At 46.2% G+C, this 16,693-nt stretch carries 13 protein-coding genes; 7 read left to right on the top strand and 6 right to left on the bottom strand.

Features of this window, described 5'->3' with window-relative positions:
- Positions 1 to 71: 71 nt before the first annotated feature.
- From AB4517_RS20520 to AB4517_RS20510, 3 genes are all read right to left on the bottom strand, one after another.
- Positions 72 to 1,316 carry a tetratricopeptide repeat protein gene (locus tag AB4517_RS20520; protein WP_017066614.1) on the bottom strand — a complete coding sequence of 415 codons (1,245 nt, stop codon included), beginning with the start codon at positions 1,314 to 1,316 and terminating at the stop codon, positions 72 to 74.
- Positions 1,317 to 1,622: 306 nt separating this feature from the next.
- Positions 1,623 to 2,225 carry a response regulator transcription factor gene (locus AB4517_RS20515; RefSeq protein ID WP_048609831.1) on the bottom strand — a complete coding sequence of 201 codons (603 nt, stop codon included), beginning with the start codon at positions 2,223 to 2,225 and terminating at the stop codon, positions 1,623 to 1,625.
- Positions 2,226 to 2,236: 11 nt separating this feature from the next.
- Complete coding sequence (locus AB4517_RS20510) at positions 2,237 to 4,108, bottom strand: PhnD/SsuA/transferrin family substrate-binding protein (protein WP_372149705.1); 1,872 nt, start codon at positions 4,106 to 4,108, stop codon at positions 2,237 to 2,239.
- Between the two features lie 257 nt (positions 4,109 to 4,365).
- On the opposite strand from AB4517_RS20510, the gene dsrO reads away from it, so the two are divergent.
- The 5 genes from dsrO to AB4517_RS20485 all read left to right on the top strand — a co-directional run bounded on the left by dsrO (position 4,366) and on the right by AB4517_RS20485 (position 11,666).
- Entirely contained in the window at positions 4,366 to 5,202 is an 837-nt protein-coding gene (gene dsrO, locus AB4517_RS20505) for a sulfate reduction electron transfer complex DsrMKJOP subunit DsrO (RefSeq protein ID WP_229648270.1), read from the top strand.
- The gene (nrfD, locus tag AB4517_RS20500) at positions 5,199 to 6,320 is read left to right on the top strand and encodes an NrfD/PsrC family molybdoenzyme membrane anchor subunit (RefSeq protein ID WP_372149703.1); all 1,122 of its coding nucleotides are present in this window, start codon (positions 5,199 to 5,201) and stop codon (positions 6,318 to 6,320) included. The genes dsrO and nrfD overlap by 4 nt, the downstream gene beginning before the upstream one ends.
- Before the next feature lie 14 nt (positions 6,321 to 6,334).
- A complete protein-coding gene (locus AB4517_RS20495) occupies positions 6,335 to 9,427 on the top strand; it encodes a tetrathionate reductase subunit A (RefSeq protein WP_372149701.1) in 3,093 nt (1,030 codons plus the stop codon).
- Positions 9,428 to 9,953: 526 nt separating this feature from the next.
- Positions 9,954 to 10,595, top strand: coding sequence for a c-type cytochrome (locus AB4517_RS20490; RefSeq protein ID WP_017064226.1), 642 nt, complete (start codon positions 9,954 to 9,956; stop codon positions 10,593 to 10,595).
- A 9-nt stretch (positions 10,596 to 10,604) separates the two neighbouring features.
- The gene (locus AB4517_RS20485; protein WP_372149699.1) at positions 10,605 to 11,666 is read left to right on the top strand and encodes a c-type cytochrome; all 1,062 of its coding nucleotides are present in this window, start codon (positions 10,605 to 10,607) and stop codon (positions 11,664 to 11,666) included.
- Between the two features lie 140 nt (positions 11,667 to 11,806).
- Here the strand turns inward: AB4517_RS20485 and AB4517_RS20480 are convergent, their stop codons facing one another.
- Both AB4517_RS20480 and AB4517_RS20475 read right to left on the bottom strand, forming a co-directional pair.
- On the bottom strand, positions 11,807 to 12,736 hold the full coding sequence (locus AB4517_RS20480) for a LysR family transcriptional regulator (RefSeq protein WP_017064224.1): 930 nt from the start codon (positions 12,734 to 12,736) through the stop codon (positions 11,807 to 11,809).
- Positions 12,737 to 12,762: 26 nt separating this feature from the next.
- The gene (locus AB4517_RS20475) at positions 12,763 to 13,203 is read right to left on the bottom strand and encodes an Lrp/AsnC family transcriptional regulator (protein ID WP_009845852.1); all 441 of its coding nucleotides are present in this window, start codon (positions 13,201 to 13,203) and stop codon (positions 12,763 to 12,765) included.
- A gap of 141 nt (positions 13,204 to 13,344) precedes the next feature.
- Here AB4517_RS20475 and AB4517_RS20470 point away from each other — a divergent pair, with 141 nt between their 5' ends.
- Entirely contained in the window at positions 13,345 to 13,929 is a 585-nt protein-coding gene (locus AB4517_RS20470) for a LysE family translocator (protein ID WP_017064223.1), read from the top strand.
- 52 nt (positions 13,930 to 13,981) lie between these two features.
- Here the strand turns inward: AB4517_RS20470 and AB4517_RS20465 are convergent, their stop codons facing one another.
- Positions 13,982 to 14,371, bottom strand: coding sequence for a DUF1294 domain-containing protein (locus tag AB4517_RS20465; RefSeq protein WP_136979052.1), 390 nt, complete (start codon positions 14,369 to 14,371; stop codon positions 13,982 to 13,984).
- A gap of 156 nt (positions 14,372 to 14,527) precedes the next feature.
- Here AB4517_RS20465 and AB4517_RS20460 point away from each other — a divergent pair, with 156 nt between their 5' ends.
- Positions 14,528 to 16,300: an alpha-amylase family protein gene (locus AB4517_RS20460; protein WP_372149695.1), complete on the top strand. Its 1,773-nt coding sequence runs from the start codon at positions 14,528 to 14,530 to the stop codon at positions 16,298 to 16,300.
- Positions 16,301 to 16,693: the final 393 nt, after the last annotated feature.

The following is a 16,693-nucleotide window of genomic DNA, read 5'->3' as shown; positions in this document are numbered from 1 at the left end:
TAGATTTATAGATTTATAGCTTCACAGCTTCAGTCATTCTTGTCTAACTCATCAAAGCTAACCAACACGTTTTAGTGGTTGCTTTTCCAGCTTGGATCCACGGCTGCCTGACTGAAATCTAGAGAGTTAGGGCTTGCTTCTTTGTTATGCGTTGCTTGATCGCTGGATGACCCTTGATTCGCAGCACCGCTATCATGGTTTGGCGTCGCCTGCTGGCTGTAATCGACGTTAGAACCTTGCTCACTCGACGCTTTGGTCTCTAAATGACTACCATCGACATTTAACTCCTCACCTTCTTCATCGGACGCTTCTTTAACCTTCTTAGGGACAGGGACATTGCGTTTGTAGAGCTTGTTGAGCGCCTTAATGATTGAGTGCTTAGTGATTGCTTCTTGTGTCAGCTTGGTCATTATCGGTTTAGTCAGAGCTTGTAAGCCCACGACGGCATCCACACCGAGTTCACCGCCTACTTTATCCCTCAAATGCTTGGCTTCTGAGTAACCAAAATGAGCCGATAGAAATAGCCAGATATAAGCAATGGCATTACCGTGTTCACCATGGTCAATCCAAGCTTCACCTGCTCTAAACATCGCTTCTGCACTGTTCTTTTCTGCGGCCGTCTCAAACCAGTAAACAGCCTCGCCATGGTTAGGCTCAACACCCACACCGTTCAAATAACTCATACCAAGTTTGATCTTGCCGTCTAAGCTATTCTTTTCCGCGGCCTTTTGGTACCACTCGACAGAGCTTTCGGCAGAGTAGTCTGGGTTTTCTTTATCTAGACACCAGTCACCAATGAACAGCATCGCTTCAGTATTACCACCAGCCGCAGACTCTTCAATATAGGTATAACCCTTAGGGATGTTCTTATCGGTTCCGCGACCAAAGACAAGCGCTTTGCCCATCTCGAATTTCGCCGATACGTCATTGTCCAATGCGGATATCGCAAGCTGCCAAAAGTTGGCTTTTTCTCTTAAAATCAGGTCTTCTTTACGCTTCATGCTTAGGCGCACAATGCCGTACATGCCATTGATATTATCGAGTTGCGCCGCTTTGTCGTACCAATACAGAGCTTCCTTAATATTGTTACGTTCCGCTTCTTTTGCCAAATACAGAATCGACGGTACATGGCCGGTTTCGGCTTTGAAGTGACGCTCTTTTTGCTCTTGTATGCGCGCTTTTTCAATCGCTTTTCGGTAAGCGACAGCACGAGCCTTACGTTCTTGTTCCAAGCGCTGCTTTCTTAGCGATAAAGAGATCAGCCACACGGCGACAAGTATTAACGAAAGAGCCGTCGCACCAATTGCGATTCCCATTGTACTCATAAAATATTTTAACCTAACTCGGTTGATACCAGCCTCGGTGTCGAGGAGTTATCAACCTATAGTGAATGTTTCGAATTACAGGGAAAAGCGCCGTTATTAAAACGTTCCGCCCTAAAATGAACTCAGTTCAGTATCTCAGGAATACATAACGATAAAAAGTCTACTTAGACCTATCCGTATGCACTCCATAAATGGTGTGATCTTGCTTCAATATCGATTACTTATGAAGACTACCTTTCACCAAAAAATCAGTAGTAAAGGGAATGATTTTCCACTCTCTATCTCTTACACTTATGGTTAGGTAAGCTGCCCATAAATGTAAGCCAACTCGGCAACCGTCTTCGCTGAGAATTTCTTCATCAAGCTTGCTCGGTGTACTTCCACTGTTCTCATGGCAATGCACAATTCATCGGCTATTTTCTGGTTACGCTTACCGTCGATAATTTGTTTGAGGATGTCTATCTCACGCTCGGTTAACGACGCGTACGCTTGGCGATACACATTCATGTGTAAGTGCTTTTCTGAAGCGTCCAAACCTTGCTTGATCGCCTCAGCTAACTCATTGCCTTTAACTGGCTTTTGAAAGAAATTCACCGCGCCGGCTTGTAAGGCTTCAACCGCCATTGGCACATCACCGTGCCCCGTCAGGTAAATCACCGACAGTGGGCTCTGCGCTTTTACCATCAACTCATGAACTTGCTGCCCTCTCATCTCTGGCATGCGGCTGTCTAAAACCACACAACCCGGCGCACTCAAGTCCACTGAGTCTAAAAAACTGGGGCCATCTTCAAAAGCTGACACAGTGAAATCATGCTCTTCTAATAAGAACACCAACGAATCGCGCATCGACTCATCGTCATCAACCACATAGACAGGAAGCCTTTGATGAAGTTCAGACATAACAAGATTCCTTATGAATCATTTGAAAGAGAGAAAGGCAGTGTCACCGCAACATGACATCCATGTGGGGTGAGTGACGTGATCGTCATTTGACCACTGTGATCTTCAATAACATCTTGGCAAATCGCGAGCCCAAGCCCCAAGCCATTTTCTTTGCTGCTCACAAAGGCTTGAGTCACTTCTTGTTCAGTGAAATCTAAGCCCGTTCCGTTATCGATAATCGACAACATTATTTTATCCGGTTGATACTCGGTAATCACTTTAATTGTCGATGGTTCGTTGTTTTTGTTACCAATATCAGACGTAGCGCTTTGTTCGCGATGCATCTGAGCATTACACGCGTCCGTCGCATTGTTGATCAAATTTACAACCACCTGCTGCAATCCGACGGGGTCAACATGTAGCGTGATAGGTTTACCCACGACATAACGTTCAATGGTTATCTTGTGTTTCTGTAATCGAAATTGCAGTAGCTCGATGGTATCTGTAAGAAGAGCTTCTATATCAGTTTGAGATTTATCTGATGAGCGTTTTTTGATCATGTTTCTTAAGCGCTGGATGATCGCATCAGCACGGTCCACTTGCGACTGGATCTTCTCAAATACAGGCTCTATGTCAGTCAGCGGTTTGTTCTTCGAAATCCGCAGTAAACCACCTTCGCTATAATTCCGAATAGCTGCCAAAGGCTGATTAATCTCGTGTGCCAAGCTACTTCCCAGTTCACCAACTACCGCGATACGTTGTGAGTGCTCTAGCTGTTCACTCTTACTTTTCAGCTTGTACAGCGTCGCTTCTAGTTGCTTTTTGCTGCGACTGAATTTGTATTCTAGCCAGAAGTGGTAAGCATTCAGAGACACCACGAGAATAAAGAACGCCCATGCCCACTGTTGATTGTACTTGAGCCAGATTAACGCTTCTTTCCACCAAGGTTGTTGCAGTGGATGCATGTCGAGTTGTTGATATAGCTTGTCGATCGACAGCAAGCTTGTCGGTGAAGTCCAGCCCGATGCATTCGCTGCAATGGCTGGTGCACTGCTCTTTGGCATCGAAAACAGCACCTGACTCATTTGTTTAGCCAGTGCCGAAGAGGCTCGTTCTGTTTTGGCAAACGACCAATTAGAATACAGAGGTGTAGACACTTGGCATCGGAAGCCTTCAGGCGCTTGATTACCGATGATTCGATATTGCCTAGCCACCAGCAAACCTTCGCTGATCATGTTTTCAACCAAACAAGCAGGGACGACTGCCGCCTCAATGTGTCCTTCTCGCAGTTGGTACAAACTGGCATCAATAGGGAAACCCAAGAACTGAGTATTAGAGAAAAAGTGATTAGGGTTCAGCCCTTCTTGCATTACTTGGTAACGCATAGTCAAGTAACCGCCAAACGCATTTTCAGAGACAGCAGCAATCGGCTTTCCACTAAGTTGCTCAAACGAGATATACGGTGACATTCTTCTGACCACTAATGCAGAACCGATACTGCGCGTGCTGCTCACACCTTGATCGTCGTAATTGTGACTGGTCATGGTCGCCATCCAAGAGAGCGCGTATTGACGTCCTAATCGAACCGCCTGACCGGGGTTGGTGATAACAAAATCAACAGTGACATCTTTTACCGCTTCGGCCATCTCTTCCAAGTTGAAAGGCTTGAGAACAAAGTGTTTTCCGGGAATGCGCTCAGACAGCCAATCCATTGTCGGCTGCCAACGCTGCTGAGCGGAAAGCTTACCTCGAGTCGCCAACACGCCAACTTCTATGATTTGCTCAGACTCAACAGTGCTTGTCGTTGCAATCTCTTGCTCCGATTGAGCCGCTAAACACGCGCCTGCGGTTAGGCTCAACCAACAAAGGCCAACGATTGTCATTAGGTTTCTGACTGTCACTGAAATCTCTTTCTCCAAACGGACTGTTTATTCAATTTATTCTCGATTCATTTTATGTCAGCGGCGTGTTTCGCGCTTAGCTCATGCTTGAGCGCCTTAAATAAGCCTCTAAAACAAAGCATAACAACTAGATTGGTAAAACCACATTTGTTCTAGATCAACTTTGATCTGGGTATGTGGAAATCCACAATACCCCGCGTACGCCCAAAATCTGACAATGAGCCCAACAGATAGAATACCCATTTATAGGTACCAACATGGACTCATTGAAAAGACGGTTTCTCAGCCAATTCGGCAAGGTTTCCGCTGGTGCTGCGCTCATTCCCATCACCGGAATCAACACCGTAGTCGCAAGCACAGCCATTCGCAATAACAACCAACCTGACCGCAAAGGCGAAGTAGGTAAACGCTACGCCATGGCGGTTGATTTACGTAAGTGCGTTGGCTGTCAGGCGTGTACTGTTGGCTGTAGCGTTGAAAACCAAGCACCAATTGGCCAGTTCAGAACCACCGTAAAACAGTATGAAGTCTCCCTTGATGATGGTTCGACTGCTCAACAAGACGTGAAATCTTTCATGTTACCTCGCCTCTGTAATCACTGTGACAACGCTCCCTGCATCAAGGTTTGTCCAGTTCAAGCGACCTTCCAACGCGAAGACGGCATTGTCATGGTCGACAATGAACGCTGCGTAGCCTGTGCTTACTGTATTCAAGCTTGTCCTTACGATGCTCGTTTCATTAATAACGACACCCTTACCGCAGACAAATGTACCTTCTGTGCACACCGCCTTGAAGACGGCTTACTGCCCGCTTGTGTAGAAACCTGTGTTGGTGGTGCGCGTGTCATTGGTGACCTCAAAGACCCAAACAGCGAAATTAACCGCCTGCTCAATGAAAACCAAGACGACATAAAAGTGCTTAAACCAGAGCAGAATACCAACCCACATGTTTTCTATATCGGCATGAATGAGCGATTCGTTAGCCACATTGAAGGCCAACCTGCGATTTATGATCCAGCCGCCATCGATAACTCATCCTCTAGCAAACAAGAATTGGCAATCGCGACACAAGGCAAACAAGGAGAGACAGCATGAATATCACTGAGGTGTTAGTTCCCGCTCAAGAGATCGCTTGGCTACCGTGGGCGGTTCAATATTTCTTCTACATTGGTTCGGCTTACGCGGCCGCTATTCTGTTTTTGATTGCACTGATATTCAAGAACTCAACCAGCCACCAATTTCGTTCTGCCCTTGTGCTTGTGATGGCCATCGGCGCGATTGTTGGGCCATTAGCACTTACTGGTGACTTGCATCAACCCGGACGTGCGTGGCACTTCTATGCTCACATCACACCTTGGTCATGGATGTCATTGGGCTCTCTGTTTCTACCTTTGTTTTCTGGTCTGGCTGTTGCGACTGCTTGGGTTTACCTGTGTGATGACATCGCACAGCTCAAAGAGAGTGAAAACCCACTTCTAAAACGTTTGTCTTGGCTGACGCTAGGTAAATGGCAAATATCATCAAAGCTGATGATTGCACTCGCTGCTGTGACGGCTATTTCGGGCCTAAGCATCGCGCTTTATACAGGCGCAGAGATTGCGATTTTGGCGAGCCGACCGCTTTGGCATCAACCGGCTTCTCCACTACTTTGGTTCACGACCGCATTCTTTGCTGCTACAGGTTTAACGCTGTTGATTTGGGCTCTGCTGCCTTCAAGCAAACCAAGCTTAAAACCAACAGACCTAGCTCTGATACAAAGAACCATTACCTTAACGGGTGGCCTTGCCATCATTCTCACGTCGATTTGGGCATCTAACCATGGTCACTTCAGCCTGTATGAGAACGACGCTTGGGGCATCAATTTAGGCATCATGACCACCAGCATTTTGCTGTGCATGATCTTGGTTCTACCACTGCAACGCCTATCGCAAAGTAAGCTAGGAATTATCTGTGTTGCGCTTGCGACCATAGTTTCTGCATGGGCGGTACGTTGGGTCACCATGATGGAAGTTCAAACCATTCCACGTTTCGATGTGGGTGCATTCCCTTATGAACTGCCTATGGGTAGCGCTGGGTTACTTGGCATTATTGGTATGTGTGGCCTTTGGTTAGCGCTTGCGTTGTTTGCCTCTGAAATCGTATCGACAAAAACAATATCAGCTAAATCAGCTCAAAAAACATCGTCACCACTTAACCGCTCACATAGCTTGTAGTCTGGGGAATCATCATGGATAACAAACGTCGTCAATTTTTAAAAGCAGGCCTTGCTGCCGGTGGTGTTGGAGCTTTTGCTGCAGGTTATGCGACAACCACAAAACACATGGTTCACGGTGCTCTTGATGGCACCGCGGGTAAGAAAACCAACCACATCCACCACGGTAATTCGTTAGAGACGGAATACAGTGTCGATGAACAAGATAAGATCTCGCCTAATCCAAATCAGCGCGTAGCACCATCAATGTGTTTCGGTTGTTGGACACTGTGTGGCTTGCGTGTACGTATCGATAATCGCAATGACGAAATTTTGCGTATCTCGGGCAATCCCTACCATCCGCTATCAAGTGATCAGCAAATCCCGTTCAAAACACCGGTAAAAGACGCCTACATTGGCTTGTCTGGAGAATCCGGTATCAATAATCGTTCGACAGCCTGCGCCCGTGGTAATGGCATGTTAGAGATTCAAAACAGCCCATACCGAATCACTCAACCGCTCAAACGTGTCGGTAAACGTGGTGAAGGCAAGTGGGAACCGATCAGCTACGAGCAACTAATCACTGAGATCACCGAAGGTGGTGACTTGTTCGGTGAAGGCGAAGTGGAAGGCTTACGATCGATTCGCGATATCGAAACACCACTTGATCCAAATAACCCTGAATACGGTCCAAAAGCCAACCAATTGTTGGTGACGAATGCTGGTAATGAAGGCCGTGATGACATCTTGAAGCGCTTTGCATTCAACAGCTATGGTACACGAAACTTCGGTCACCACGGCTCTTACTGTGGCTACGCATTCCGTGCAGGTTCTGGCGCGATCATGAACGATCTAGACAAGTTCTCGCACCTAAAACCCGACTTCAACAACGCAGAGTTCATTCTTTTCATCGGCATGTCTCCAGCTCAAGCGGGTAACCCGTTTAAGCGCCAAGCGAGACAATTGGCTGAGGCTCGTACCAACGGAAAACTGAGCTACACCATTGTGACTCCAAGCCTTCCGGCAGGATCGTCAAGCCTTGCGGCGGGCGATCGCAACAACTGGCTACCGATCAAACCGGGCACCGATTCAGCATTAGTTCTGGGCATGATCCAATGGATCATCGACAACCAGCGCTACAATCACGACTTCTTGTCTCGCCCAAGTGCGCAAGCGATGAAGCAAGCAGGCACCACACACTGGTGTAATGCATCTCACCTTGTGATCAGTGACGAGTCGCACCCACAAAATGGGCGTATGCTTCGTGCATCGGATATAGGGTTGCTAGAAACAGGCGAACCGATGTCTGACGATGACGGATTTATCGCACTTGATGTGACAACGTCACTATTAGCATCATATCTTCAGGTGAATGAAGCGGCTCTGTTCGTCGATCAAGACGTAGAAGTTGATGGTCAGACTGTTCGTGTTAAGTCTTCTCTACAAAGATTGAAGGAAGAAGCCTTCAAATATGACCTTGCATACTACAGTGAGCAGTGTGAGATCCCGCAGGACCAAATTATTGCGCTAGCGAAACGCTTTACCAGTTACGGGACGAAAGCAGTCGTGGATACTCACGGTGGCAACATGCACACCAACGGCTTCTACAACTCGTTCTCTATCTTAATGCTGAACGCGCTGATCGGTAACATCAACGCGAAAGGCGGTGCGATGGCGAAAGCGGGTGGCTACCCGACTTCGGTTGCAGGTCCTCGTTACGACTTTACAAAGTTTAAAGGCAAGACCAAGCCACAGGGCGTGTTCTTATCTCGCAGCAAATTCCCATATCACAAGACCAGCGAATACAAACGTCGCGTTGCGGCAGGTGAATCACCTTACCCAACACGCGCGCCTTGGTACCCAATCTCTGCACCGCTGTTAACCGAGCATTTATCAGCGGCGATTGATGGCTACCCTTACCGTGCAAAAGCGTGGATCAACCACATGGCGAACCCACTATATGGTGTCCCAGGCTTAGACAACCTGCTAGGCGAGAAGCTTAAAGATCCCAAACAGCTTGGCTTGATCGTGTCTATCGATGCCTTTATCAATGAAACGACTGCCTTATCGGATTACCTAGTGCCAGACACAGTGACCTACGAGAGCTGGGGCATGGCAACACCTTGGCATGGTGTCGCGACCAAAGCGATCACCGCTCGTTGGCCGATTGTTGAGCCTAAAACTTCCCGCACTCAAGACGGACGTGCCATCAACCTAGAGAACTTCTTTATTGATCTAGCAAAAACGCTTGGCCTAGGTGGCTTCGGCGACAACGTAATCAAAGACAATCAAGGTAACTGGCACGGTATTCATAGCGCTGAAGACTTCTACCTGCGCTCGGCTGCTAACTTAGCGTTCGTAAAAGGTGGCGTGCCGAATGTGGATGCGGAAGATATTGTTTGGTCTGGTCTTGAGCGCCTAGTGCCTGTGATGAACAAAACGCTCAAGCCTGAAGAGATGCTCAAAGTAGCGTACATTTTTGCGCGTGGCGGTCGTTTTGAAGACGCAACCAATGCCTACACCAATGAAACCATGAAGTACAAATGGACCAAACCTTTGGCTATCTGGAATGAGAAGCTGGGGACCTCTCGCAACACCATCAGTGGCGAACAGTACATGGGTTGCCCGACATGGTATCCACAGAAGCTGGCAGACGGCACACCTTTAGCAGAGCAGTTCCCGACCAAAGATTGGCCATTTACTCTGACCAACTTTAAATCCAACATTCACAGTGCGGTGTCTAACTTATCACCACGCTTAGAGTCGATCAAAGGAGTGAACCCAGTTTACATTCACCCGCAAGACGCCTCTTCTGCTGGTATCAAAACAGGCGACGTATTTGCCATTGAAACACCGAGTTCAACCACACACGCGTTGGCGATGGTGATTGATGGCATCAAACAAGGCACATTAGGCTTTGAACACGGCTTTGGACACAAAGAGCTCGGTGAACGCGCACACTGGATTGGTGACGCACAACAACCAGTGAAGATGAAGTCGAACGATGGCGTTAACATCAATGATATAGGCTTGATTGACCCGACGAGAGAAGGCAAAGGCGTCATGTTAGATTGGGTTGTAGGAGCAGCAGCCAGACAAGCGCTTCCGGCTAAGATCTACAAGGTCTAGCTTAAACTCAGCAAGCTATAACTTAATCACTGATTCAAAACACTTCCTTATCTGATTTGCAGATGAGAACACAACAGGGCAACTTCGTCATTCGAGGTTGCTCTGCTTTTTCGTCCCCTTGATCTAGAAAAGCAGCCTATTTGGATAAACGTCCAATCTACATAAAGTACCCAATCTAGATAAAGCATCCGCTCTAGATAGAGTAATCAACCCAAAGCCATTAGGTAATCTTCATTTCACCACAACTTTTTTAGCCCGCATCCATAAAGCAGCTATGCTTATACAATCGGTGCCATAAAAGAGCCTTAACAAGGAGTTATACCGAGGCGAACATGGCAGTTCCCTTGCATTTCATAAACGGCAGTTGGATCAACCTATAGAAGTTCACATCAATACCATTATGGTAACTGAGGTTATTAATGTGAGACTCACCTCAAGTTCCAAGTGAATTAATGTGGAAATCCACAATAGCGCGAACAACCAATTATGTCGAAAATGCGTGCATTACAACCAATAGCGACGCCTCATGACTAAGCTGACAATTAAAACTCAAACTCTAACGCTTTGCATCGCTGCTCTAGGAAGCCTTTCTTTATCCGCTTTTGCACAAGCAGCACCCAATCCAATGCCAGAAGCCGCAGAAACTTGTAGCGGCTGCCATCAAGCCGACGGTAAAGGCATGCCCAACATTGCCCCTATGCTTGCAGGGCTCAATGCTGACTATCTAGAACATCAACTGGTTCTGTTCTCAAGTGGTGAGCGTCAAAGCGCGATCATGAAGGGAATGGCTGACGGTGTATCTGATCCCGCTGTTCGTCGTGAGGTCGCAGAATACTTTGCATCACTACCTTCATACGAATTTACCGATTTAGAGCAGCGCGGCTCACAGGCTGATATCGATAACCCCTATCGTAAACTTGTATTCCAAGGCGATTGGGATAGAAACATTCCAGCCTGTGCAACCTGTCATGGGCCAAGCGGTATGGGCGTGGACAAATTCCCGCGCCTAGCAAGCCAGCATGCCGACTACATTCAAACTCAGCTCAACGCTTGGAAAAATGGCACTCGTAAGGGTGATGATTTGAACATGATGGGTAATATCGCGGGCAAGTTAACCGACGATGAGATCAAAAACCTGTCTTACTACTTCGCCTCTTTCCGATACTAAAGGGCTCGCATGAAAACATTACTTCTAATTACCGCAACCCTTGCCTCTGGAATCGCTTATGCCGAAGCAGAGTTGCCCGATCGCCAAACCGAACTGCCAGCCGTTGAGAAGCCTCAAGATAACAAATATCTGGTGCCACGAGACTTGGTTGATATCCCTGCTGGGGAATTTGGCGACAAAGTAAAATTGGGTTATTCGCTGTTTGTCGATTCACAACAGATGCGTGGTACGTTCGTAGGCAATGAACAAAACTGTGTAAACTGTCACATGCAAGCGGGCATGAAGCCTAACGCAGCACCTCTTTGGGGTGCGTACATGGCCTACCCTGCGTATCGTTCCAAGAACGACAAGGTAAACAGCTACGCAGAACGTATCCAAGGTTGCTTCACCTACTCAATGAATGGCCTGCCACCGGCTGAGGGTTCAAAAGAAATGGTCGCACTAACGGCTTATTCATACTGGCTGGCGATGGGGGGAATCTTAGACAAGAACGGCATGCAAGACACACCCGTTCCTGAGATCAGCGATGCTGATTTACAAATTGGTGGTAAAGCTGAAAGCTTCCCTCTTCCAGAAGAACTGTTAAGCAAATACCCAATCGATGACCGCAGTAAACTTGCCGGTCGTGGCTACCCTAAGATTGCAAACCCTGAACAAGAACCCTCAATCGCTCGTGGTGAAAAGGTTTACCAAACCAGCTGCCAAACCTGTCATGGTCAAAATGGTGAAGGTATTAAAGGGGCGGATGGTCGCTCATACCTACCACCTCTTTGGGGCGAGAATTCGTTCAACTGGGGTGCAGGTATGCACCGTGTAAATACAGCAGCCTACTTCATCTACGAAAACATGCCGCTAGGGAAGAGCGAACAGCTTTCAATTCAAGATGCGTGGGATGTGGCCGCATTTGTGAACAGTCATGAACGCCCACAAGATCCTAGATACAAGGGTGATGTTACCGGCAATGCTAAGCGTTACCACAACCACCAAGGTTACTATGGTAAAGAAGTCGACGGTAATGTACTGGGTTCAAAAGCCTACCCAAGTGGTAAAGAAGTTATTCATGAGCATTGATAGACATTAGTAAAAGAGCCATTCACGCCAGATATAGCTAAGCTTTACATTGTAAATCAGCTATAGCCGGAGGAATAAAAAGGAGCCAGATCGTTCGACGTTCTGGCTCCTTTTTTATGTTTGAACGATTAGAGATTCAGCTAATCTTGCTGCATCTTTTCCCAAATGGTCGGAGAGCCAATATAGTCTTGAACCGTAGTGATGAATTCTTTGACTAGTTTGGTTTGCTTACGGTGCGGATAGACAGCGTAGATTGCGGTATCAATCGTAGAGATCGGATAATCCGGCAGTAAAGTGACCAAGCCAAGTTCTTTCATTGAGGCATACAGGTTTGATTGATCAAGGAAGCCATAACCTAGACCATCTTTCACACAAGACACCATAGTACGAACATCACTCACCTTATAGTTGCCACGAATCGTTAGGCTCTGGAAGGTATTACCTCCCGGCTCTTCACTAATGCGCAGATGGTCGACCGTCATATCACCATTGGTATAAATCACCGCAGGTAGAGCGAGTAGATCTTGTGGCGTTTTCGGTTCACCGTGCTGCTTCACAAAATCGTTTGACGCGACCAACATGAAATTACTGTCGGCAATCTTCTTCGCAATCAAATTCGATTCAACAAGCTTACTGAAGCGAAACGCGATATCAAACTGCCCTGCAATGATGTTGGCGATCTTATCGTCTAGTGAAAGTACGATCTGAACATCTGGGTACTTTCTCATGAACTGAGTGATGATAGGTTGCAAATATTGCTGCCCAAAATAGATCGGTGAAGTAATTCGTAGCACACCTTTGGGTTCAGACTGGTATGAATCTGCAATTCCTTGGATCTGATTGATAGTGTCTTTCAGCACATAGGTTTGTGCGAGAATATCTTCCCCGGCCGACGTCAACGAAAACGAGCGTGTAGAGCGGTTAAGCAGCTGAACACCTAAATCTTGCTCGAGCTTTTTGATCTGTTTAGAGAGTGATGAGTTGTCCATATCGTGCAAGGTTGCCGCTTTGGTAAACGACCCTTGTTGAACCACATCTAAGAACAATAACAACTGATTGGTATTTGGCACTGCGCCTCTCCTGAAATAAAACTCGACTAGCGTTCGTCTTTAGGGGTATCCATCACAACCATAGTCGTAATAGATTGCACCTGAGCACATTCCCCAAGCACATCGGCATGAAACTTCTTATAGCCCGGTAGATCTTTGGTTTCTACCCTTAGCAAGTACTCGTTGGCACCGGTAATGTTGTGGCACTCCACCACCTCTTTTTCCATACTGACATGCTGTTCAAACTCTAGTTGAGCCGCTTTGCTGTGGCTCGATAAACCAATCGAAACGTAAGCAATAAAGCCAACGCCCATCAGGCCATTATCCAGAACTGCACGGTAACCTTGAATGATCCCTTTACGCTCGAGATCTTGTACTCGCCTTAAGGTCGCTGAAGCCGACAAACCAATTCGTTCAGAAAGCTCAATATTGGAGATTCTGCCGTCCAATTTAAGCTCTTGCAATATCCTTTCGTCAAATCTATCCATAAGTACTTATTATTGTGCATTAAGTGATAATTGAGGAAATAAAAGCACATAATTGCCTCACTTTCCACCTACTATGTTTCTCAACACGTGAAAGTCATGACCGGTCAGTCACTTCGTTCATTTTACTGCTGGAGAACCATAATGCCTTTAGAACAACTTAGCGCACTTGCCTTGTTTGCGTTTGTCTCGACCTTCACACCAGGTCCAAATAACATCATGCTCATGACATCAGGAGCAAATGTTGGCTTTGCCCGTACTATTCCACACATGCTTGGCATTGCTCTAGGGTTTGCAGCCATGTTGCTGCTGGTTGGCTTCGGTTTAATGGGCATTTTCAACGCGTACCCAGTTACTCACCAAATACTGAAATACCTGAGCCTTGCTTACCTCGTGTACCTTGCAATCAAGATAGCATTGAGCGGCAAAGCGAAAAGTACTGAAGCTTTTAAACCAATGACCTTCCTCGGCGCTGCCAGTTTTCAGTGGGTGAACCCTAAAGGTTGGTCAATGGCGCTGACGGCAATTTCAGTTTATAGCAGCGGCAGTTCATGGTGGGAGCTTGCGATCATCGCAGGTATCTTCACGCTCGCCAACTTACCATCCGTGACATTCTGGACAGCGGCAGGTAAACAACTGCAACACTGGTTAACAACACCAGTCCGTATCAAAAGCTTCAACTACGGTATGGCAGGCTTGCTGTTAGCCTCAACGATTCCGATGTTATAACAAAATAGCTTTCCTATGATGGTTAGTAAGTGATTACTAGCCATCAATTTCATTACAAGTATCCAATAACCTCGCTAAGCCAACGTCCAAACGTCGCCTGCCCGCTCGGGGTTAACGTCCACGCAAACGCCGCAACATTCACTGCCACTGTCACCCAATATATGGCTCTGAACGGCTGCTTCTGCGTTTTATGACGCAGCTTATCTTGAGCAATCAACGCCCCTAGCCAGCCACCAGCAACAGAAAAAATATGCAGAGTTTTCTCTGGCACACGCCAATTGCCATTGATCGCTGCTCGCTTGTCCTTCGCGTACACAAAAAACGTCACGAAACCGATAACCAAATACCACACCAACAGCGCTTTAGAACTTTCCGCAAACAACACAGACACCGCCACCAGAACCAAATAGGAGATAACGATTTGAATAGATGAAGACAACATGACTCCTTTTGAGCAACAGCTCACATACTGTAGCAATTACGCCCTATAGATTTTGATAAGGATGAGCAAGGCATATTGTAATTCGGTTAGCCTGCAAAGAATAAACAAGCCCTTTCATCCCTACATAACATGATGGAAGTTAAAGGAATTATAAATATGTACAACCAAAAGTACGCCATCTACCAAGTTTTTACGCGTTTATTTGGCAATAAAAACACCCAACATGTTCCATGGGGCACAATCGAGCAAAATGGCGTCGGTAAGTTCAGTGATTTTACCGACAAAGCGCTGTCTGAAATCCGCAAACTCGGTATGACTCATATTTGGTATACCGGAGTGCCACATCATGCGCTCATCAATGACTACAAGCACCTTGGTATTTCAGACGATCACCCTAGCGTGGTAAAAGGCCGTGCGGGATCACCATATGCCGTCAAAGACTACTATTCCGTAAACCCAGATCTCGCAGACAACCCTGAATGCCGACTAGAGGAGTTCGAGGCACTAATCAAAAGAAGTCACGACAATGGTTTAAAAGTGATTATCGATATCGTACCGAATCACGTTGCGCGTCATTATAAAGGCTTAAACAACCCAGAAGGTGTCAGTGACTTCGGCGCTCAAGATGACACAACGCTGGAATACCACAAAGACAATAACTTCTACTACATTCCCAACAGCACCTTTGAATTGCCAGACATAGAGCCCGCCTTTACGCCGCTAGGTGGTGAACAGCATCCCAACCTAAACTCCCCGTTTATAGAGACGCCCGCCAAATGGACAGGTAACGGCTCACGTTTAGCCAAGCCTAGTTTCGATGATTGGTATGAAACGGTGAAAATCAATTATGGCATGCGACCAGACGGTTCAAAAGACTTCCCTGAACTACCGAGTGACTATGCTCAACGCAATTACATGGATCATTTCCGTTTCTGGGAATCTGTTTATGTGCCTAACTCTTGGGCTAAATTCCGAGATATCGCCTTGTTTTGGTTGAATAAAGGTGTTGATGGGTTTCGCTACGATATGGCTGAGATGGTTCCAGTCGAATTTTGGAGCTACCTTAATTCATCTATAAAGATGAAAAACCAAGATGCCTTTTTAATGGCTGAGGTGTACCAACCGGACTTATATCGCGACTATATCCACTTAGGCAAAATGGACTACCTCTATGACAAAGTAGATCTGTACGACGGTCTAAAAGACATCATGCTAGGCAATACTTCCACGGCTATCATCCCCAAAATCCAACATCAAATGATGGATATTGAACATCACATGCTGCACTTCTTGGATAACCATGATGAACAACGCATCGCGTCTCCTGAATTTGTAGGTGACCCAAATATAGCGAAGCCTGCAATGCTAGTCAGCGCGTTATTGAGTAGTTCTCCAACCATGATCTACTTTGGGCAAGAAGTCGGCGAACCCGGTGCGGAGAACGCTGGCTTTGGACAACCCTCTCGTACATCCATCTTCGAATACATCGGTGTCCCACAGCATCAAAAATGGATGAACCACGGCGCATTCGATGGCGGGCTATTAGACGAAAACGAAAAGCAGCTGCGTCACTTCTATCAAAAGGTAATGAACTTTTCGCTAGAGCACTCATCGATAACAGGTGATTACCAAGACTTACACCAGTGCTGTAACTTAAGTGATTCAGTCTACGCATTTCTGCGCTCTGACCACCAAGAGCTAACCATTGTTGCAGCTAATTTCAGCCAACATACCACTGAAAATATTCACTTAAAGATTCCAAGTGATGTAATCCAAAAACTCAAATTAGTTGATGGTCGTCACATACTCAATGAATATATTGAAGGCATAGCGCAACAAGTGCTCGACATTGAGAACAGTGTTGGCAGTTTTAATATTGAATTGAAACCGCTGGCGTCTTTGGCTTGGGTGTTATCCTTAAATGGATGATATACCTATCAATATAAATTACCGAACAGCTCGCTTTTAGCTAATTGATAAATAACTTAATTTCCACATTAAATTAACACTCTCTCAATTCGATATATTACTCACAATAATAAGGATGAGCTCTCATCCTTATTAACTACGCCTAGCCTCTACGCCTTACATTATTGATATTATGCAAATGAGTCATTGATCCAATTAATTTAACAATAACCAAATACAAAGCGTGATATTGACACTAGGTTTCCTATATTTACGAATTTAAAATAACTTTATACATTGCCATCACAAATAGTTGACCTTGGTTAAAGCTAGGATATTCATCTTCATAAAAAGTGAAATATGGATATTAAAACGTGAACAACATAAATATTAATAAAATTATCTCTCTACGAA

Source organism: Vibrio sp. 10N.222.52.C3, from assembly GCF_041474195.1.
GTDB lineage: Bacteria > Pseudomonadota > Gammaproteobacteria > Enterobacterales > Vibrionaceae > Vibrio > Vibrio crassostreae_C.
Note: the sequence above shows the minus strand (reverse complement) of the source record. Positions and strands in the feature narration are given on the sequence as shown.

Bases quoted from the DNA above. Each gene is read 5' to 3' on its own strand.
- AB4517_RS20460 (WP_372149695.1), top strand. From the start codon at position 14,528: ATGTACAACCAAAAGTACGCCATCTACCAAGTTTTTACGCGTTTATTT.
- AB4517_RS20465 (WP_136979052.1), bottom strand. From the start codon at position 14,371: ATGTTGTCTTCATCTATTCAAATCGTTATCTCCTATTTGGTTCTGGTG.
- AB4517_RS20515 (WP_048609831.1), bottom strand. From the start codon at position 2,225: ATGTCTGAACTTCATCAAAGGCTTCCTGTCTATGTGGTTGATGACGAT.
- AB4517_RS20475 (WP_009845852.1), bottom strand. From the start codon at position 13,203: ATGGATAGATTTGACGAAAGGATATTGCAAGAGCTTAAATTGGACGGC.
- nrfD (WP_372149703.1), top strand. From the start codon at position 5,199: ATGAATATCACTGAGGTGTTAGTTCCCGCTCAAGAGATCGCTTGGCTA.
- AB4517_RS20520 (WP_017066614.1), bottom strand. From the start codon at position 1,316: ATGGGAATCGCAATTGGTGCGACGGCTCTTTCGTTAATACTTGTCGCC.
- AB4517_RS20485 (WP_372149699.1), top strand. From the start codon at position 10,605: ATGAAAACATTACTTCTAATTACCGCAACCCTTGCCTCTGGAATCGCT.
- AB4517_RS20470 (WP_017064223.1), top strand. From the start codon at position 13,345: ATGCCTTTAGAACAACTTAGCGCACTTGCCTTGTTTGCGTTTGTCTCG.
- AB4517_RS20490 (WP_017064226.1), top strand. From the start codon at position 9,954: ATGACTAAGCTGACAATTAAAACTCAAACTCTAACGCTTTGCATCGCT.
- AB4517_RS20495 (WP_372149701.1), top strand. From the start codon at position 6,335: ATGGATAACAAACGTCGTCAATTTTTAAAAGCAGGCCTTGCTGCCGGT.
- dsrO (WP_229648270.1), top strand. From the start codon at position 4,366: ATGGACTCATTGAAAAGACGGTTTCTCAGCCAATTCGGCAAGGTTTCC.